Raw genomic sequence first — 18,919 nt, 5'->3', positions numbered from 1 at the left:
AGCAAAAACTCAACCTATCGAACTCGAAACTGGAAGCGAGCGGCCAGAGGAATATGGAGAGCTATGCCGATAAGGCAGCGTCGGGTGTCGAGCCCGGCGACAGCAAGGGAGACCGGCCAGTGAACGGGGGCTCGCGGTCGCGGCTGCTCGGCGAGGCACGGCGCGCCCGAATCCTCGACTGGTTGCAGGAAGAAGGCAGCGCGCGCGTGCGCACGCTGGCTGAAGCCTTCGATGTATCCGAGGTGACGATGCGCCAGGATCTCGAAAAGCTCGAGGCCGACGGCCATATCGTGCGCGAACATGGCGGCGCTTTCCTCAAGTCGGTGACGCAGCAAGTGCGCTCGATGGCGCTCCAGCATCTCGAGAACATGGATGCCAAGCGCCGGATCGGCCGCGCAGCAGCCGCTCTCGCGAGCGACGGCGAGACGGTGATCCTCGATTCGGGATCGACCACGACCGAGGTGGCCGCGCAATTGATCGGCAAGCGCGACATGACCGTGATCACCAACGCGCTCAACATCGCGCTGATGCTGGGCGCCGAGCCGGGGTTCGAGGTCCATATGACCGGGGGGCATTTCAAGGCCCCTACCCTGTCGCTGTCGGGCGAACGGTCGGCCGACTATTTCCGCGGGCTGTTCGTCCAGAAGCTTTTCCTGGCCACCGCCGCGATCGATCTCGAGGCGGGGCTGACCTATCCGGCGATGTCCGACATCGCGGTGAAGCGCGCGATGATCGGCGCGGCGCAGACCGTCATCCTGGTCGCCGATTCGAGCAAGATCGGGCAGCGTTCGTTCACGTCTTTGGGTGGGCTGGAGCTGGTCCGCACGCTCGTGACCGACGACGCGATCCGCGACGAGGACCGCGCGGCAATCGAAGGCATTGGCGTAGAGGTGATCGTTGCCTGAACTTTCGGGTGCGCGGTTTTCGTAAGTTTTCGAAACAATTGGGTGAGGATCGAACGTGAGCAAGCAACGGTACGGCGCCGGCATCTGGCATTTCGCGACCTATGTCGACCGCTACGCGACCGACGGCTACGGTCCACCCCGCACGCTGATCGAGATGATCGATCTCGCCGGCCAGGTCGACGACCTGTCGGTGGTCGACATCAACTACCCCTTTCCCGGCGGCGAAACCTCATTCGACAAGGTCGAGGAAGCGCTCAAGCGCAACAATCTCTCGGTGATCGGCATCACTCCGGAAATCTACACGCGCCAGTTCGCCAAGGGCGCCTTCACCAACCCCGATCCGGGCGTGCGCAAGCTGGCCAATGAGATGGTCAACGATGCCGCCAATGTCGTCCGCCGCTTCGGCGCCGATTACGTCAAGCTCTGGCCCGGCCAGGACGGCTGGGACTATCCGTTCCAGGTCGACCACAAGACGCTGTGGCGGCACAGTATCGACGGCATCGGCGAGCTCGCCGCGCAGAATCCCGACCTCAAGTTCGTAATCGAATACAAGCCGCGCGAGCCGCGCGTGCACATGAGCTATGACAGCGTCGCCCGCACTTTGCTGGGGATCGAGAAGATGGGCGTGCCCAACGTCGGCATCCTGCTCGATTTCGGCCACTCGCTCTATGGCGGGGAAAGCCCGGCCGATGCGGCGCAACTCGCGATCGATCATGGCCGGCTGTTCGGCATGGACGTGAACGACAATTTCCGCAGCTGGGACGACGATTTGATCGCCGGATCGGTCCACCCGATCGAGCTGTTCGAATTCTTCTACACGCTGCGCAAGAACAAGTGGGAAGGTGTGTGGCAGCTCGACCAATTCCCATTCCGCGAGGATTGCGTCGCCGTCGCCAATACCGCGATCGACTTCCTCAAGATCGTCGAGCGCGCGCTCGACAAACTCGATTTCGCGGCGATGCAGAAGGCGCAGGACGAGCATGACGCGGTGACCGCGCTCAAACTTGCGCGCGAGGCGTTGTTCACCTCTTATTGAGGGGTGACGAGGCCGCATATCGCCGTTAGGGAAATAATATGATTATTTCTTCGGCCAGCGATTTCCGGGAGGCGGCGCGGCGACGCTTGCCGCGCTTCCTGTTCGATTATGCCGATGGCGGCGCCTATGCCGAGGTGACGCTGCGCCGCAATGTCGAAGACCTCGCGGGGATCGCGCTGCGCCAGCGCGTGCTCAAGGACGTCGCGACGATCGACCTGAGTACCAGCCTGTTCGGCCGGCAGGTCGGCCTGCCGGTCGCCTTGGGGCCGGTCGGGATCAGCGGCATGTACGCGCGGCGCGGCGAGATACAGGCAGCGCGCGCTGCCCGTTCAGCGGGCATTCCGGCCTGCCTGTCGACCGTATCGATCTGCTCGATCGAGGAAGTAGCGCAGGTCGCCGATCCGTTCTGGTTCCAGCTCTACGTGATCCGCGACCGCGCCTTCATGAAGGACCTGATCGCACGGGCAAAGGCGGCCGGCGCGAGCACGATGGTCTTCACCGTCGACATGCCGGTGCCGGGCGCGCGCTACCGCGATGCGCATTCGGGCATGTCCGGACCCAACGCGCCGCTGCGCCGCATGCTGCAGGCGATCGGCAAGCCGGCCTGGTCCTGGGACGTCGGTTTGCGCGGGCGGCCGCACACGCTCGGCAATTTGCTGCCCGTGCTCGGCAAGGATAGCGGGCTCAACGATTATATGGGCTGGCTCGGCGCCAATTTCGATCCGTCGATCCAATGGCGCGACCTCGACTGGATCCGCGCGGAATGGGACGGACCGCTGATCATCAAGGGCATCCTCGATCCCGAGGACGCGCGCGAGGCGGCAGCGATCGGCGCCAACGGCATCGTCGTCTCCAATCATGGCGGACGCCAGCTCGACGGCGTGCTGTCGAGCGCGCGCGCTTTGCCCGCGATCGCCGATGCGGTCGGCGACGCGCTGACCGTGCTGGCCGACGGCGGCGTGCGCAACGGGCTCGACGTGGTGCGGATGCTCGCGCTGGGCGCGAAGGGCGTGCTGCTCGGCCGCGCCTGGGTCTATGCGCTGGCGGCGCAAGGCGAGGCCGGCGTCGCCAAATTGCTCGAATTGATCGCCCGGGAAATGACGGTCGCGATGACCTTGACCGGGGTCAACCGGATCGACGCGATCGACCGCTCGGTCCTGGCCGAGCCCATCAAGTAACGAGGAAACAGATGAAGCTTCTCGAGGGAAAGACGGTGCTGGTCACTGGCGGATCGACCGGCATCGGCCGCGCCGCGGCGATCGGTGCTGCGCAGCATGGCGCGAACGTCGCGATCAACTATGTGTCGAGCGACGACAAGGCGCAGTCCTGCATCGCCGAGATCGAAGCGCTCGGGCAGCGCGGCATTGCGATCAAGGGCGACGTCGCGCTGCCCGAGACCGCGACCGATTTCGTCGCCCGCGCGGTCGCCGAGTTCGGCCGGGTCGATGTGATGGTGTCGAACGCCGGCATCTGCCCGTTCCACGCCTTTCTCGACATGCCGGTCGAGACGGTCGAGCGCACGTTCCGCGTCAATCTGCATGGCGCCTATTTCATGGTCCAGGCGGCCGCCAACCAGATGGTCAAGCAAGGTGATGGCGGCGCGATCGTCGCGGTATCGTCGATCTCGGCATTGGTCGGCGGCGAGTTCCAGACGCACTACACCCCGACCAAAGCCGGCGTGCATTCGTTGATGCAATCCGCCGCGATCGCGCTCGGCAAACACGGCATCCGCTGCAATTCGGTGCTGCCGGGCACGATCCTGACCGAGATCAACAAGGACGACCTCGCCGACGCGGAAAAGCGCAAATATATGGAAGCGCGCACCCCGCTCGGCCGGCTCGGCATGCCCGAGGATCTGGCCGGGCCGATCGTGTTCCTGGCGTCCGACATGGCCGCCTATGTCACCGGTGCGGCGTTGCTGGTCGATGGCGGCATGTACGTGAATCTGCAATAACGCTGCCGTGACCATCTGCATGCCCGCCCCCGACGAAGCGGTGCTCGCGCGCCGCGGGGAGATCGTCGCCGCGATGCGCGCGATCGTGGCGGGCGAAGGGGTGATCGACAAAGCTGACGAACTGCGCCCCTACGAATCCGACGCGCTGACGGCCTATCGCCAGCCGCCGATGGTCGTGGTGTTGCCCGAGACGACCGAGCAGGTCGCGGCGATCCTGCGCTGGTGCCACGCCAATCGCGTCAAGGTCGTGCCGCGCGGCGCGGGCACCTCGCTGTCGGGCGGCGCGCTGCCGCTGGCCGACGGCGTGCTGCTCGGCATGGCCCGGTTCAACCGTATCCTGGATGTGGATTATGCCGACCGATTGGTGGTGGTACAGCCCGGGGTCACCAACCTGGCGATCACGCGCGCGGTCGAGGACGACGGTTTCTATTACGCGCCCGACCCTTCGAGCCAGATCGCCTGCACGATCGGCGGCAATGTCGCCGAGAATTCGGGCGGGGTACATTGCCTCAAATACGGCCTGACCACCAACAATGTGCTCGGGGTCGAATTCGTCACGATCGAGGGCGAGGTGTTACGTGTCGGCGGGCGTGGGCTGGAGCCGGCGGGGCTCGATCTGCTCGGCGTGATCGTCGGGTCGGAGGGGCTGCTCGGCGTGGTGACGGAAGTGACGGTCCGCATCCTGCCCCGGCCCGAAACGGCGCGCGCCTTGCTGATCGGCTTTCCCGAGGTAGAGGGCGCCGGACGCTGCGTCGCCGACGTGATCGCCGCGGGGATCATCCCGGCCGGGATGGAAATGATGGACAAGCCCGCGGTCCATGCCGCCGAGGCGTTCGTCCAGGTCGGCTACCCGCTCGACGTCGAGGCGTTGCTGATCGTCGAGCTCGATGGGCCCGCAGCCGAATGCAGCCATTTGCTCGAGGAAGTCGAGGCGATCGCGCGCGCCAATGGCGCGGTATCAATCCGCATTTCGACCGACGATGACGAGCGCGTCGCCTTCTGGGCGGGACGCAAGGCCGCTTTCCCCGCCGCGGGCCGGCTGGCGCCAGATTATCTTTGCATGGACGGAACGATCCCGCGGCGCCGATTGCCCGATGTGCTGACGCGAATGGGCGTACTGTCGGAGCAATATGGGCTTGGCGTGATCAACGTCTTCCATGCCGGCGACGGCAATCTGCACCCGCTGATCCTCTACGATGCCAACAAGCCCGGCGAGCTCGAACAGGCCGAGGCGTTCGGTGCCGACATCTTGAGATTGTGTGTCGAGGTCGGCGGCGTGCTGACGGGCGAGCATGGCGTCGGGGTCGAGAAGCGCGACCTAATGCCGGTGATGTTCACCGAAACCGACCTTGCGCATCAACAGCGGGTCAAATGCGCGTTCGACCCCGACTTGCTGCTCAATCCCGGCAAGATGTTCCCCGTGCTGCATCGCTGCGCCGAACTCGGCAGCATGCACGTCCATCGCGGCGCGCTTCCCTTCCCCGATCTGCCGCGCTTCTGACGATGGCAGACGCGATCCGTCCTGACAGCGCCGATGCGCTTGCGGCGATCGTCGCCGAGGCGGCGCGTGACGGGACGCGGTTGTGGCTGCGGGGCGGCGGCAGCAAGGACGCGATCGGCGCGCCGACACCAGACGCCCGGATCGTCGACATGCGCGGCTTTTCCGGGGTGGTCGATTACGACCCACCGGAGCTGGTACTGACGGTGAAAGCGGGAACGCCGCTTGCCGAGGTTCAAGCCTTGGTCGCCGACAAGGGGCAGATGCTGGCGTTCGATCCATTCGATCACGGCGCGATACTCGGCGGCGCGGTTGGCGAGGCGACGATCGGCGGTATCGTCGCGGCCGGCGTGGCGGGTCCGACCCGCGTCAGCCGCGGCGCGGCGCGCGATCATCTGCTCGGCTTCGTCGGCGTGTCGGGACGCGGCGAGCGCTTCGTGGCAGGCGCGAAGGTCGTCAAGAACGTCACCGGTTACGATCTGCCCAAGCTGATCACCGGAAGCTGGGGAAGGCTTGCCGCGATCACCGAACTGACTCTCAAGGTTCTGCCCGCGCCGCGCGTGCGGCTGACGCTCGGGATCGCCGGGCTGGATCCCGCCGCTGCGATCTCGGCGATGGCGCGGGCAATGGGATCGACCGCCGAAGTGTCCGCGGCAGCGCATCTGCAGGACTGGGATGGCGCCCCGCTCACCGCGATCCGGCTCGACGGTTTCCCAAGTTCGGTCGAGGCGCGCGCGGCGATCCTCACACGGCTGGTCGACGGCATCGTGCCGCTCGCTGACGAAGAGGCCACACGCCTCTGGCCCGTGATCACCACGGCTGCACCATTGCCGGCGAGCGTGCCGCTGTGGCGGATCATCGCCCCCGCGGCGCAGATGCCGAAGGTGATGGCGGTGGTCCATGGCGCGTGGCTGCTCGACTGGGCCGGCGGCCTTCTCTGGCTGGCGAGCGGAGACGATCCGCAGGCGATCCGCGCCGCCGCGATGCAAGCGGGTGGGCACGCCATGCTCGTGCGTGCTGACGCCGAAATGCGGGCTGTCGTGCCGGCGCTCCATCCGCAACCCAAGGCGCTCGCCGCGCTGGAGGAGCGCGTGCGCCGCGCCTTCGATCCGGCCAGCGTGTTCGAGACGGGACGCTTTTAGGTGCAGACGCAATTCTCTCCCGGGCAGTTAGCCGATCCGGCAATGGCATCGTCCGAAGGGGTGATCCGCAAATGCGTCCATTGCGGCTTCTGCACCGCGACTTGCCCGACCTATGTCCTGCTCGGCGACGAGCTCGATAGCCCGCGCGGGCGGATCTACATGATCAAGGACATGCTCGAGAACGAGCGCGCGCCGAGCGCCGAAGTCGTCAAGCATGTCGACCGCTGCCTGTCCTGCCTGTCCTGCATGACGACCTGCCCGTCGGGCGTGAACTATATGCACCTGGTCGACCATGCCCGGGCCTATATCAACGAGAGCTACAAGCGCCCGTGGCACGAGCGAATGCTGCGCAGCATTTTAGCCTGGATACTCCCCTATCCTGCCCGATTCCGGACTGCCTTGCGGCTGGCGCAGGTCGGTCGACCACTGGCGCCGCTGTTCGCCAAGGTTGGCGCACTGCGCCCCCTCGCGGCAATGCTCGCGCTGGCACCACGGCGAATTCCAGCCGCGCCGGAGAAACGCGTTCCGGCTGCCACGACGCGCCCGCGCATCGCGCTGCTGCAGGGATGCGCCGAGCCGGTGCTGCGCCCAGAATTTCGCGCGGCGGCGATCCGTCTGCTCGATCGCGCGGGATACGATGTCGTGCTGACTCCCGGCGAGCAATGCTGCGGTGCGTTGGTGCACCATATGGGCCGCGAGGCGGATAGCCTCGCGGCCGCCCGCCGCAATGTCGATGCCTGGACACGCGAGATCGAAACGGGGGGACTTGCGGCGATCGTCGTCACCGCATCGGGGTGCGGCACGACGATCAAGGACTATGGGTTCATGCTCCGGAACGATCCCGACTATGCCGACAAGGCGGCCCGGGTTTCCGAACTCGCGCGCGACATCAGCGAAGTGCTGATCGACGCCGATTTGCCCCTGGGCGATGGCCGCGGCCTGACGGTCGCCTATCACGCCGCTTGTTCGCTGCAGCATGGGCAGAAAGTCACCGACGCGCCGAAGCGATTGCTGGCCGGCGCGGGCTATGTCGTCCGCACGCCGATCGAGGCGCATCTCTGCTGCGGGTCGGCGGGCACCTACAACATTCTCCAGCCCGAAATCGCCGGCAAGCTCGGCGACCGCAAGGCGGCCAATCTCGCCCGGCTCGACGCCGATGTGATCGCCACCGGTAATATCGGCTGCGCGATGCAGCTCGCCCCGCGCCTCGGCATTCCGGTCGTCCATACCATCGAACTGCTCGACTGGGCCACTGGCGGCCCCGTTCCGCCGCAACTTGCGGGCCGCGAGACCCCTAAGGGCGGTTGACTTTAATAGTCATATTATACAATCCAGACGAGCGATGCCGCCAAGGGCGTTATGGGGGAAGGATTCGGATGGGCCTGCCGAAGATCAAGCATGTTCGCGCGTTCACCGTCCGGGGCGGTGGCGCCGACTATCACGACCAGGGCGACGGTCATTGGATCGACGACCATATCTCGACGCCGATGGCGCGCTATCCCGAATATCGCCAGTCGCGGCGGAGCTTCGGGATCAACGTCCTCGGTACGCTTGTCGTCGAACTCGAGGCCGATGACGGCACGATCGGTTTCGCGGTGACCACCGGTGGCGAGCCCGCCGCATTCATCGTCGAGAAGCATTTGTCGCGTTTCCTGGTCGGCCGCAGCCCGGCCGAATATGAGAAGATCTGGGACCAGATGTACTTCTCAACCCAATATTACGGGCGCAAAGGTCTGGTGGTGAACGCCATTTCGGGCGTCGACCTCGCGCTCTGGGATCTGCTTGGCAAATTGCGCGGCGAGCCGGTCTATCACATGCTGGGCGGCGCGGTGCGCGACGAACTGCAATTCTACGCTACCGGGTCGCGGCCCGACATTGCCAAGGAGCTCGGCTTCATCGGCGGCAAGCTTCCGCTCCATCACGGTCCGGCCGAGGGGCTGGAAGGAATGGAGAAGAACATCGCGCTGCTCGCCGACATGCGCAGCAAGTGCGGCGACGATTTCTGGCTGATGTACGATTGCTGGATGAGCCTCGACATCGACTATGCGACCCGGCTTGCGCAGCGCGCCTGGCACGAATGCGGCCTCAAATGGATCGAAGAGGCGCTGAGCCCCGACGATTATTGGGGTTATGCCCAGCTCAAGAAGAACGCGCCCAAGGGCCTGCTCGTCACGACCGGCGAGCATGAAGCGACGCGCTGGGGCTTCCGCATGCTGATGGACATGGACTGCTGCGACATCATCCAGCCCGATGTCGGCTGGTGCGGAGGCGTCACCGAACTGATCAAGATCGCCAATTACGCCGACAGCCGCGGCGTGATGATGGTCCCGCACGGATCGTCGGTCTACAGTTATCACTTCGTGATCACGCGGCACAATTCGCCGTTTGCCGAGTTCCTGATGATGCACCCCGGGCCCACCGAAATCGTGCCGATGTTCGCCCCGCAATTGCTCGGCGAGCCCGTCCCGGTGAACGGCAAGATCCGCGCGAGCGAACTCGACAAACCGGGCTTTGGCGTCGAGCTCAATCGCGATATCGCGCTCCACCGTCCCTATCCAAACTAAGGAATATCCATGAAACTCTGCCGTTATGGTGCCGCAGGCGCCGAGAAGCCCGGCCTGATCGATGCCGATGGCCGCATCCGCGACCTGTCGGGCCATGTCGCCGATATCGGTCCGGACGCGCTGGGCAAGCAGGGCTTGGCCAAGCTCGCCGCGATCGATCCCGCCTCGCTGCCGCTGGTCGAAAGTGACGTCCGCTACGGCGCCTGCGTGACCGGCACCCGGCAGTTCATCGCGATCGGCACGAACTTCGCCGACCATGCCGCGGAATCGAACCTGCCGGTGCCCGAGGAGCCGGTCGTGTTCCAGAAGTGGGTGAGCTGCATCCAGGGGCCGAACGACCCCGTCACCATTCCCAGGGATTCGAAGAAGACCGACTGGGAAGTCGAGCTGGGCGTCGTGATCGGCACCGCCGCTTCCTATGTCGATGAAGCCAATGCCCTCGACCATGTCGCCGGCTATTGCGTGATCAACGACGTGTCCGAGCGTCACTGGCAGATCGAGCGCGGCCTGACCTGGGACAAGGGCAAGGGCTTCCCGACCTTCGGCCCGATCGGTCCCTGGATGGTCACCGCCGACGAAGTGGGCGATCCGCAGAACCTGGCGATGTGGCTGTCGGTCAATGGCCGGAAGATGCAGAACGGCAGCAGCAAGACGATGATCTTCACCGTTGCGCAGATCGTCGCTTATTGCTCGCAATTCATGACCTTGCTGCCGGGTGATGTGATCACCACCGGCACCCCGCCGGGCGTCGGCCTCGGCCAGAAGCCCGAGCCCTGGTATCTCAAGGCGGGCGACGTGGTCGAACTCGGTATCGAGAAGCTTGGTGAGCAGCGCCAGGAATTCGTCGCCTGGGACGCTGCCAAATGAGCGTCTATGCGGGTCGCTTCGCCGGGCGCGCGGCGATCGTCACCGGCGGCGCGTCCGGCCTCGGCAAGGCCGTCGCCAAGCGCATCGTCGCCGAGGGTGGCACGGTAGCGCTCTGGGATCTCAATCCCGAGGCGCTGGCCGCCGCGAAGGACGAGGTCGGCGCCGCCGACATCCAGGCGCTCGACGTCTCCGATCCCGCCGCGGTCGAGGCCGCGGCCAAGGCCAGCGGCGCCGCGCTCGGCAAGGTCGACGTGCTGGTCTGCTCGGCCGGCATTACCGGCGCGACCGTCCCGGCTCACGAATTCCCGATCGACAGCTGGCAGCGAGTGATCGACATCAACCTGAACGGCCTGTTCTACTGCAACCGAGCGGTCGTGCCGTTGATGCTGGCGAACGGCTATGGCCGCATCGTCAACATCGCGTCGGTTGCCGGCAAGGAAGGCAATCCCAATGCCAGCGCCTATTCGGCGTCCAAGGCGGGCGTGATCGGCTTCACCAAATCGCTCGGCAAGGAACTCGCCGAGAAGGGCGTGATCGCCAATGCGCTGACGCCGGCGACGTTCGAAAGCCCGATCCTGGCGCAATTGCCCCCAAGCCAGGTCGATTACATGCGCTCGAAGATCCCGATGGGTCGGTTGGGCGAGGTCAGCGAGTCCGCCGCGATGGTCTGTTTCATGGCGAGCGAGGAATGCAGCTTCACCACCGCATCCACTTTCGACACGTCCGGCGGCCGCACGACCTTCTGACATGACCGAGCGGCCGCCCTTCGTCGACGCCCATGTCCATCTGTGGGACCTGTCCCATATCCGCTATCCGTGGCTGATGCCGCCATTTGCGGAGGACGGCCCGAACGGCAGCGTCGAGCCGATCGCCAAGGATTACGGCCTCGACGATTATCTCGCCGACGCGCGCGGCTGGGATGTGCGAGGCCTCGTCCATATCGATGCCGGCGCCGACCCGGCGGATGCGCTGAAGGAGACCGACTGGCTGCAGGCGATGGCCGATGCGCGCGGCATGCCCAATGCGATCGTCGCTTTCGCCGCGCTTAACGATCCGGAGGTCGAGGCTTTGCTCGCCGCGCATGCCGAGCGCCGCTCGGTGCGCGGCATCCGCCATATCGTCAATTGGCACCCCGACCCGGTGCGCACCTACACGCCGCGCGACGTGACCGGCGACGAAGCCTGGGCAGCGGGTTTCGCGTTGCTCGGCAAATACGGATTGAGCTTCGACCTCCAGGCCTATCCCGGCCAGTTTTCCGGCCTCGCTCCGCTGCTCGAACGGCATCCCGACGTGCCGGTCATGATCAACCATGCCGGCATGATGGTCGGCGAGAGCGGCCGTGAGGAATGGCGCGCGGGGATGCGCGCGCTCGCCGCTATCCCGCATGTCGCGGTCAAGATCTCGGGCATCGGATTCGCCTTCCGGCCGTGGACGATCGAGCAGGTGCGCAGCTATGTGCTCGAGACGATCGAGCTGTTCGGCACCGACCGCGCGATGTTCGCCAGCGACTTTCCGACCGACAAATTGTTCGGCGGGTTCGATCAGCATCTCAATGCATACAATGCCATCGTCGCCGATTTCAGCGACGACGAGCGCCGCGCCTTGTTCGCGGGCAACGCCAATCGGCTCTACCGCCTCGGCCTGACGCTCTGATCATGCGCATCGTCGACCTGCGCGCCGAATATACGGTCGACCTGCTCGGCACCGATGTCGAGCGTCCGCGCCTGTCGTGGCGGATCGAGAGCGATCGACCGGGCACGCGTCAGGCAAGCTATCGCCTGCGCGCGGCGGCCAGTGCCGAAGCGCTCGATGGCGACACGTTGCTATGGGACAGCGGCGAGATTGCCGGCGAGGCGACGTTCGATCTGGCTTATGGCGGTCCTGCCCTCACCGCGATGCAGCGCATCTGGTGGTCGGTCGAAGCGACGGATGATATCGGCGCCACCGCGCGCTCGGCGCCGGCCTGGTTCGAAACCGGACTGACCGCGCCGGAGTCCTGGCGAGCGGAGTGGATCGAAGCCGAGGATGACAATGCCGCGGCCGATCGCGCAGCCGGGCTCGCCTGGGTGTGGAGCGAGACGGCGCTCGACGGCCGGCCCCATGCTTTCCGTCTCGATTTCCACGCCCCCGACGATCTCGTCCGTGCGGAAACATTGCTCGCCGGCAAGGATCATCTGCGCGGCGTCTGGATCAACGGCGCTGCAGCCCCACTCGATCGGCATTTCGATTGGGACACCTACCTCCCCTTCTGGGGCACACTTGCACCTTATGCCGGGGATGTTCGGCCCGGCCGCAATAGCATCTGTGCGCTGGTCGAAGCGGACACGACCGGCTTCTTCCCCGTCGATGGTGGCGCCTTCGCGGCGTTGATCCGCCTGCATCGCGCCGACGGCAGCGTCGAGCGCCTCGTCAGCGGCCCGGCCTGGAGCGTTCGCCCGAGTCCGCCCGCTGATTGGACCGGCGCCGATGCCGATACCTCGGACTGGGCCAATGCGCAGCCAAGCGGCGCGAATGTCCACAACGATCCGCGACCCGCCGAGCCGGCGATGCTGCTGCGCACCGAGTTCGACGCGCGCGGGCCGATCGCGGGCGCGCGGCTCTACGCGACGGCGCTCGGTGCCTATGACATGCGGATCAACGGCGAGCGCGTGTCGGACGCACTGCTCGCGCCGGAAATGACCGTCGCGCACGACCATCTTCTCTACCAGAGTTACGACGTGACCGGCTTGGTAACGCCGGGCGCCAACGCGCTCGCCGCGATGGTCGGCGACGGCTGGTATGCCAGCCCGTTCGGCTGGCGGATCGAGCGCTATGGCTTCGGCCCAGCGCCGCGCCGGCTGCGCGCGCAGCTGCGCATCGATTATGCCGATGGCAGCAGCGAATGGATCGCCACGGGACCCGATTGGCGGATCGCGCCCTCACCGATCCTCAAGTCGGAAATCTATGACGGCGAAACCTATGATGCGCGGCTGGAGCGTGCGGGGTGGGACCGGCCGGGGTTCGACGACAGCGGCTGGCCCCAGGCGAAAGTGGGTGACACGCCCGGCGCTCGGCTCGTCGCCCAGACATCGCCTGCGCTGAAAGCCGCCGGCACGCGGCGCGCGGTCGCGATCAGCGAGCCGCAACCGGGGCGTTACGTCTTCGATTTCGGCCAGAACTTCTCGGGCTGGGTGCGCATTCGCGCGACCGGTCCCGCGGGAGCGACCATCACCGCCAAGTTCGCCGAGCTGCTCAAGCCTGACGGCACCGCCGACCTATCCAACCTCCGCCTCGCCAAGGCGACCGACAGTTTCACGCTCGCCGGTTCGGGCGAGGAAGTGTTCGAGCCGCATTTCACCTATCACGGCTTCCGCTATGTCGAGGTCGCCGGTTATCCCGGCGTGCCGACTGCGGGCGATATTGTCGGGATCGTCGTCCACAGCGCGTGCCGCGAAACCGGCACGATGACGTTCGCCGACGCGCCACTGCTACAAACGATCTGGCAGAACGCCTTGTGGAGCCAGCGCTCCAACTTCTTCTCGGTGCCGACCGATTGCCCGCAGCGCGACGAGCGGATGGGCTGGATGGGCGACATCCAGGTGTTCCTGGATGCCGCGGCGTTCAACATGGAGGTCGACCCCTTCATCCGCCGCTTCCTGCTCGAAGCACGCGCGGCGCAGCGGCCCGACGGTGCCTATCCGATCGTGGTGCCGCAACCTCTGTCCTTCCCCGATGTGGTGACCGCGGGCTGGAGCGAGGCCGGCATCATCCTGCCCTGGCAACTCTGGCAGCGTTATGGCGACACCGCGGTGATCGACGAGAATTGGGCGGCGATGCAAGGCTGGATGGACTTCGTCGCGCGCGGCAATCCCGATCATGTCTGGCGCAACGATCGCGGGCTCGACCTCGGCGATTGGCTGTCGGTCGATGCGATCAAGCCAGACGACGAGACGACACCGCGCGTGGTCTGCGCGACCGCCTATTGGGCATGGTCGGCAGCGCTGATGGCCGAGATGGCCGATGCGACTGGACGCGCCGATGACGCGGAACGCTACCGCGATCTTCGCGCGGCGATCGGCCAGGCATTCGCCGCCGAATTCGTCGCCGCCGACGGCACGGCCGGCAATGGCAGCCAGGCCAGCCAGGTGCTCGCCTTGTTCATGGGTTTAGTGCCTGCCGACCGGCGCGATGCGGCGGCGGGCGTGCTGGCCGCCGACATCCGTCGGCGCGGGATGAGGCTGTCGACTGGCTTCCTCGGCACACCTTACATTCTCGACGTGCTGGCCGATGCGGGCCGCCTCGGGGAAGTCGCCGGGCTGTTGCTCCAGACCGACTATCCAAGCTGGGGCTATATGCCGGAGAAGGGCGCAACCACGATGTGGGAGCGGTGGAACGGCGACACCGGCGACCTGTCGATGAACAGCTACAACCATTATGCTTTCGGGGCGATCGTCGGGTTCTTCTACCGCCGCCTCGCCGGCATCGCACCGGCTGCCCCGGGTTTCCGCCGCATCGCCGCGCGGCCTTTGTGGCTGCCGCAGATCGGCCGCGTGTCGGCGCGCTATGACTCGCTGGTCGGCCCGATCGAGACGAGCACGGATGGCAATGCCGAGCGGCTGACGCGGTTCGCTTTGTCGATCCCCGCCAACACGACCGCCGAGGTAGAACTGCCCGCCGGCGATTGGCACGCCGGCAGCCAAGCCCTCGACGCGCATCCCGCGATCCGCGCACTCACCAATGACGGCACAGCGACCCGCTTCGAGGTCGGCGCCGGACGCTACGATTTCACGACATAAGCCCTGAGAGGAACGACCCGTGGCCACGCTTGGACTCATCCACAATTCGCCGATGCTGGCACCCGTGTTCAACGAGATCGCCGCGCGGGTGATGCCCGATGTCCGCCTGCTCCACTTCGTCGATGAGAGCACGATCAAGAACACGATCGCCGCCGGCTATCTGCAGAAGGCGACGATGCGACAGGTCATCCGCCTCGTCGGCTCCGCATTCGATGCCGGATGCGATGTGGCCCTGGTGACCTGTTCCTCGATCGGCCGTGCAGTCGAGATGGCGGCCGAGCTTTATGACCAGCCGGTGCTGCGCGTCGATCGCGCTATGGCAGAAAAGGCGGTCGCGACGGGCCAGCGGATCGGTGTGGTCGCGACCCTGTCGACCACGCTCGAACCAACCGCCGAGCTGGTCCGCCGGGTCGCTGCCGAACAGGGCAAGAAGATCGAGATCGTCGAGCATCTCTGCCAGGGCGCGTTCGACGCGGTGATGGCGGGTGACGGCGCGACGCATGATCGCATCGTCAGCGAAGGGCTGACCGAGGGAATGAAGGGCGTCGATGCGATCGTCCTTGCCCAGGCATCGATGGCGCGCGTCGTCGCCGCTTTGCCCGAAGGCGCGGTATCGGCGCCGGTCTATTCGAGCCCCGAACTCGGCATGGAGCGCGCGCGAGACGTCCTCGCGAGCCTGGGCAAGTGAAGAAGCGGCACGCGGTCGTCAGCTTGCTGGCGGTCCTGTCGATTATCACCTTCCTCGATCGCATGGCGATCTCGGTCACCGGACCCGGCATCCAGAAGGAGTTGGGGATAACGCCCGACCAATGGGGTTGGGTGATGGGCGCCTATGTCTTCGCTTATGCCGTGTTCGAGATCCCGTCGGGCGCGCTGGGCGACCGCCATGGCTATCGCCGTGAGTTGACCCGGATTACGGTCTGGTGGTCGTTCTTCACCGCGATCACGGCCGCATGCCACAACTTCTGGCAGATGGCCGCCTCGCGCTTCCTGTTCGGCCTGGGCGCTGCGGGCGCCTACCCCAACATGACCGGCGTGCTCTACCGCTGGATGCCGGCCCGCGAGCGCGCACGCGGCCAGGGTGTGATCTGGGCCGCAAGCCGGTTCGGCGGCGGGATGGCACCGCTGCTGTTGGTGCCACTCGAGGCGTATTTCGGCTGGCGCGCAGTGTTCATCGCGCTCGGCCTGGTCGGTTTTGTCTGGGCGATCGTCTGGCGCGGCTGGTTCCACGACAAGCCTGCCGACCAGCCCGGCATATCGCGCGAGGAAGTCGTCGAGATCGGCAGCGACGAGAGCGGCGGGCACCTCGGCACGCCGTGGCGCAAGCTGCTCGCGCTGCCGCAATTGTGGCTGATCGCTTTGGCCTATTTCTTCTACGCGTTCGGCAGCTGGTTCTTCTTCAACTGGTTTCCGACCTGGATGGTCAAGGGAGTCGGGTTCAGCGTCGCCGAGATGGGGCTGTACGGTTCGATCCCCTTCTTCCTCGGCGTGGTCGGCAACCTGATCGGCGGCGTGCTGTGCGACCGGCTGGCGCAGCGCATCGGCATCCGCCGCGCTTATAGTCTGATCGCCTGCAGTTGCTTGTGCACTACCGCGGCCCTGCTGGTCGGAATGAGCATCGCGAGCGACCGGCTGGTCATCATCATCCTGTCGGGCCTGGCGTTCGGCGTGATGGATCTGATGCTGCCCGCGGCCTGGGCGATGTGCATGGCGATCGGTGGCCGTTATGGCGGTACCGCGAGCGGCGTGATGAACACGGCGGGCAACCTCGGCGGATTCATTTGCACCGTGGTGATCGGCTATATGATCGCCGGCACCGGCAGTTACGACCTTCCGTTGCGCGGCGTCGCGGCGATGGTGCTGATCGCCGGCCTGCTGTTCGCGGTGATCGATTGCACCAAGGGGTTCGATCACAAAAGGCCGCCCGAAGCGGACCCGGTGCTGGCGTGACCGCGACGATGCGCAAGACTGCCCTCGCCGTTGCCTGCGCGGCGATGCTGTCTTCGAGCCTGGCCATGCCGGCGGCGGCGCGGCCTCAGGCCGCCAAGGCCTCGGCCATCCCGGTCGCGAACGAGCGGCTGTGGCTCGGATCGGCCTGGTATCCCGAGCAATGGCCCGAAAGCGCCTGGCCCGAGGATCTCGGCCTGATGAAAGCGAGCGGCGCCAATGTCGTGCGGATCGGCGAATATGCCTGGAGCCGTATGGAGCCGAGCGAGGGCCAATATGATTTCGGCTGGCTGGTCCGCGCCGTCCAGCTCGCGGCCAAATACGACATCAAGGTCGTGATCGGCACGCCGACCGATACCCCACCCGCCTGGCTGACCGAGACATATCCCGACACGCTTCAGGTGGACGGTAGCGGCAAGAGGCTGGGGCATGGCGGGCGGCGGCAATTCTCGATCTCATCGCAACGCTACCGCACGCTCGCCCGCGACATCGTCACGCGCATGGCACAGGCGCTGAAAGACGAGCCCAATGTCATCGGCTGGCAGGTCGGCAACGAGCCGACCGACGAAAGCTACGATCCCGAGGCGCGCGCGGCCTGGGTCGCCTGGCTCAAGCAGCGTTATGGCACGCTCGACGCGCTCAACGAGGCATGGACCACCGCTTACTGGTCGCAGACCTATACGGCCTGGGACCAGGTGCCGTTCAACACCGACAAGGGCAATCCCGGCTGGATGCTCGAGCTCAAGCGCTTCATCACCGCGCAATGGGGCGAGTTCCATCGCAACCAGCGCGACGCCATTCGTGCGGTAGTTGGCCCCATGCCGTTCATCACCGTCAATCTGGGCGGGCTCGGCTGGGCCAATCGCTTCGACCGCTACGCGATCAACCGCGACCTCGATCTCGCTTCCTGGGACGATTATGTCGGCACCGGGCATCTCAAGCCCTATCGCAACGGCGCGACGCACGATTTGGTGCGGGGATGGAAGCGGCGGAATTTCTGGGTGATGGAGACGCAGCCGGGCTTCGTGAACTGGGCGCCGGTCAGCAACATCCTTTACCCCGGCGAGACGCGCGCGATGGCGTGGCAGGCAATCGGGCATGGCGCCGACGCGGTGCTCTATTGGCAGTGGCGCAACGCGCTGAACGGCCAGGAAACGATGCACGGATCGGTGGTCGGGCCCGACGGCAAGCCGCTGCCGATCTATCCCGAGCTCCAGGCGCTGGGCCGCGAATTCGCCAAGGCCTCGCCGGTGCTGGCCGGCACCAGCCCGGTGTCGCCGGTCGCCTTGCTGCAGGATTATCCGAGCCGCTGGGCGATCGATTTCCAGCTCCACCATCGCGACTATGACCAGATCGAGGTGCTGCTCGACTATTACCGTCCGCTCAAGGATGCGCTCGGCGCGGTCGACGTGGTCGAAGCTGCCCATGCGCCTCTGGACGGTTACAAATTGGTCGTCGCGCCCAGCCTCAACGTCATCACCGATGCGATGGCGAAACGGCTGGCCGATTACGTCCGGCGCGGCGGGCACCTGATCCTCGGTCCGCGATCGGGAATGAAGGACGAATTCAATCGTCTCGATCCGCAACGCCAGCCCGGCCCGCTCGCCGAGTTGCTGGGCGGGCGGGTCGAGCAATTCTATGCGCTGGATGAGAAGGTCACGGTCGGCGACGGCACCGCCTCGATCTGGGCCGAGCAGCTGACGCCGACTTCGCCCGACACGCGGGTTGTGCTGACCTATGGCAAGGCCAATGGCTGGCTCGACGGCAAGGCCGCGGCGATCACGCGCAAGGTCGGCAAGGGCAGCATCACGTATGTCGGCGCCTTGGTCGACGATCATGTGATGGACGGACTGATCAGTGCCGCCATGCGCGACGCCGGCGTGATGCGCGACTTCGCCGTACCGGCGGATGTCGAGCTGATGACGCGCCAGGGCCAGGGACGGTCGATCGTCATCCTGATCAATCATGGGACCGAGGATCGGACGGTAGAGTTGCCGGAGGCCATGGCCGACGTGCTGGCGGGTGGTCAGGTGAAGTCGGTGACGCTGCCGGCGCAGGGTGTGGCGGTGTTGTTGAAGAGCAAGCCCTGAAAAATCCTCCCCGTTTACGGGGAGGGGGACCAAGGCGCGCAGCGGCTTGGTGGAGGGGGTTTTCCTTTTCGGGATCGTTGAGTGGAGGTCCCCCTCCACCACCGCCTTCGGCGGCGGTCCCCCTCCCCGTAAACGGGGAGG

The 18,919-nt window shown here is 66.0% G+C and carries 15 protein-coding genes; all 15 read left to right on the top strand.

Annotated elements, in window-relative coordinates; genetic code table 11:
• The first annotated feature begins 119 nt into the window (after nt 1-119).
• The 15 genes from AC1DSD_RS04935 (at nt 120) to AC1DSD_RS04865 (ending at nt 18,778) form a co-directional block, all read left to right on the top strand.
• Nucleotides 120-905, top strand: coding sequence for a DeoR/GlpR family DNA-binding transcription regulator (locus AC1DSD_RS04935; protein WP_478028801.1), 786 nt, complete (start codon nt 120-122; stop codon nt 903-905).
• Nucleotides 906-960: 55 nt separating this feature from the next.
• A complete protein-coding gene (locus tag AC1DSD_RS04930) occupies nt 961-1,941 on the top strand; it encodes a sugar phosphate isomerase/epimerase family protein (protein WP_478028800.1) in 981 nt (326 codons plus the stop codon).
• A gap of 38 nt (nt 1,942-1,979) precedes the next feature.
• A complete protein-coding gene (gene lldD, locus AC1DSD_RS04925) occupies nt 1,980-3,119 on the top strand; it encodes an FMN-dependent L-lactate dehydrogenase LldD (RefSeq protein WP_478028799.1) in 1,140 nt (379 codons plus the stop codon).
• A gap of 11 nt (nt 3,120-3,130) precedes the next feature.
• Nucleotides 3,131-3,895 carry an SDR family NAD(P)-dependent oxidoreductase gene (locus AC1DSD_RS04920; protein ID WP_478028798.1) on the top strand — a complete coding sequence of 255 codons (765 nt, stop codon included), beginning with the start codon at nt 3,131-3,133 and terminating at the stop codon, nt 3,893-3,895.
• 7 nt (nt 3,896-3,902) lie between these two features.
• Nucleotides 3,903-5,396 (top strand): FAD-linked oxidase C-terminal domain-containing protein, encoded by a 1,494-nt coding sequence (locus AC1DSD_RS04915; protein ID WP_478028797.1) that lies wholly within the window; start codon nt 3,903-3,905, stop codon nt 5,394-5,396.
• 2 nt (nt 5,397-5,398) lie between these two features.
• Complete coding sequence (glcE, locus tag AC1DSD_RS04910; RefSeq protein ID WP_478028796.1) at nt 5,399-6,535, top strand: glycolate oxidase subunit GlcE; 1,137 nt, start codon at nt 5,399-5,401, stop codon at nt 6,533-6,535.
• Nucleotides 6,536-7,843, top strand: coding sequence for a glycolate oxidase subunit GlcF (gene glcF / locus AC1DSD_RS04905; protein ID WP_478028795.1), 1,308 nt, complete (start codon nt 6,536-6,538; stop codon nt 7,841-7,843). It begins immediately after the preceding gene.
• Between the two features lie 68 nt (nt 7,844-7,911).
• The gene (gene rhmD / locus AC1DSD_RS04900) at nt 7,912-9,099 is read left to right on the top strand and encodes an L-rhamnonate dehydratase (protein ID WP_478028794.1); all 1,188 of its coding nucleotides are present in this window, start codon (nt 7,912-7,914) and stop codon (nt 9,097-9,099) included.
• Nucleotides 9,100-9,108: 9 nt separating this feature from the next.
• On the top strand, nt 9,109-9,966 hold the full coding sequence (locus tag AC1DSD_RS04895; RefSeq protein WP_478028793.1) for a fumarylacetoacetate hydrolase family protein: 858 nt from the start codon (nt 9,109-9,111) through the stop codon (nt 9,964-9,966).
• Nucleotides 9,963-10,712 carry an SDR family NAD(P)-dependent oxidoreductase gene (locus AC1DSD_RS04890; protein ID WP_478028792.1) on the top strand — a complete coding sequence of 250 codons (750 nt, stop codon included), beginning with the start codon at nt 9,963-9,965 and terminating at the stop codon, nt 10,710-10,712. Before AC1DSD_RS04895 ends, AC1DSD_RS04890 begins: the two co-directional genes overlap by 4 nt.
• Nucleotide 10,713: 1 nt before the next feature.
• A complete protein-coding gene (locus AC1DSD_RS04885; protein ID WP_478028791.1) occupies nt 10,714-11,619 on the top strand; it encodes an amidohydrolase family protein in 906 nt (301 codons plus the stop codon).
• Between the two features lie 2 nt (nt 11,620-11,621).
• A complete protein-coding gene (locus tag AC1DSD_RS04880; protein WP_478028790.1) occupies nt 11,622-14,741 on the top strand; it encodes a family 78 glycoside hydrolase catalytic domain in 3,120 nt (1,039 codons plus the stop codon).
• A 19-nt stretch (nt 14,742-14,760) separates the two neighbouring features.
• A complete protein-coding gene (locus AC1DSD_RS04875) occupies nt 14,761-15,429 on the top strand; it encodes an aspartate/glutamate racemase family protein (protein ID WP_478028789.1) in 669 nt (222 codons plus the stop codon).
• Nucleotides 15,426-16,691 carry an MFS transporter gene (locus tag AC1DSD_RS04870; RefSeq protein WP_478028788.1) on the top strand — a complete coding sequence of 422 codons (1,266 nt, stop codon included), beginning with the start codon at nt 15,426-15,428 and terminating at the stop codon, nt 16,689-16,691. The genes AC1DSD_RS04875 and AC1DSD_RS04870 overlap by 4 nt, the downstream gene beginning before the upstream one ends.
• An 8-nt stretch (nt 16,692-16,699) precedes the next feature.
• On the top strand, nt 16,700-18,778 hold the full coding sequence (locus tag AC1DSD_RS04865) for a beta-galactosidase (RefSeq protein ID WP_478028787.1): 2,079 nt from the start codon (nt 16,700-16,702) through the stop codon (nt 18,776-18,778).
• Nucleotides 18,779-18,919: the final 141 nt, after the last annotated feature.

The organism is Sphingomonas sp. P4_D12 (assembly GCF_056401895.1).
This window is presented reverse-complemented; position numbering and strand designations above follow the sequence as displayed.

What these genes read in the sequence shown, in the direction of transcription:
- AC1DSD_RS04890 (WP_478028792.1), top strand. Translation starts at nt 9,963, where the DNA reads ATGAGCGTCTATGCGGGTCGCTTCGCCGGGCGCGCGGCGATCGTCACC.
- lldD (WP_478028799.1), top strand. Translation starts at nt 1,980, where the DNA reads ATGATTATTTCTTCGGCCAGCGATTTCCGGGAGGCGGCGCGGCGACGC.
- rhmD (WP_478028794.1), top strand. Translation starts at nt 7,912, where the DNA reads ATGGGCCTGCCGAAGATCAAGCATGTTCGCGCGTTCACCGTCCGGGGC.
- AC1DSD_RS04865 (WP_478028787.1), top strand. Translation starts at nt 16,700, where the DNA reads ATGCGCAAGACTGCCCTCGCCGTTGCCTGCGCGGCGATGCTGTCTTCG.
- AC1DSD_RS04895 (WP_478028793.1), top strand. Translation starts at nt 9,109, where the DNA reads ATGAAACTCTGCCGTTATGGTGCCGCAGGCGCCGAGAAGCCCGGCCTG.
- AC1DSD_RS04880 (WP_478028790.1), top strand. Translation starts at nt 11,622, where the DNA reads ATGCGCATCGTCGACCTGCGCGCCGAATATACGGTCGACCTGCTCGGC.
- glcE (WP_478028796.1), top strand. Translation starts at nt 5,399, where the DNA reads ATGGCAGACGCGATCCGTCCTGACAGCGCCGATGCGCTTGCGGCGATC.
- AC1DSD_RS04920 (WP_478028798.1), top strand. Translation starts at nt 3,131, where the DNA reads ATGAAGCTTCTCGAGGGAAAGACGGTGCTGGTCACTGGCGGATCGACC.
- AC1DSD_RS04885 (WP_478028791.1), top strand. Translation starts at nt 10,714, where the DNA reads ATGACCGAGCGGCCGCCCTTCGTCGACGCCCATGTCCATCTGTGGGAC.